Here is a 256-nt window from a genome sequence, read left to right on the forward strand (position 1 = left end):
CGTCCCGGTATGCCCGGGCATGCCATGTCCCGGCGGCCGCTGCGAGTTCCTCGGCATACCGGCCGGCAGGCCAGCCCGTGATCTCGCCGCCGTCGGCCAGGGCCCTGATCTTGCACTCGGCGGGGCTCGCGATGAAGAAAGCGACCACTAATTCCTGCCAGGGCACGGTCAGCTCGGTGACCGCGCCGGAGAAGATGGTCTTGCAGCTTTCCAGGAAATCATCGGCCGGGTCCGTGTAGCCACGGTACTGGGGCCA

Annotated in this window: 1 protein-coding gene; it reads right to left on the minus strand. The window is 67.6% G+C overall.

Annotated features, from left to right (window positions below; translation table 11 throughout):
• On the minus strand, positions 1-256 hold a 256-nt coding region (locus tag PROPJV5_RS12640), incomplete at both ends, for a hypothetical protein (RefSeq protein WP_182858719.1).

This window comes from Propionibacterium ruminifibrarum (assembly GCF_900289195.1).
In the GTDB taxonomy this organism is placed as follows: Bacteria; Actinomycetota; Actinomycetes; order Propionibacteriales; family Propionibacteriaceae; genus Propionibacterium; species Propionibacterium ruminifibrarum.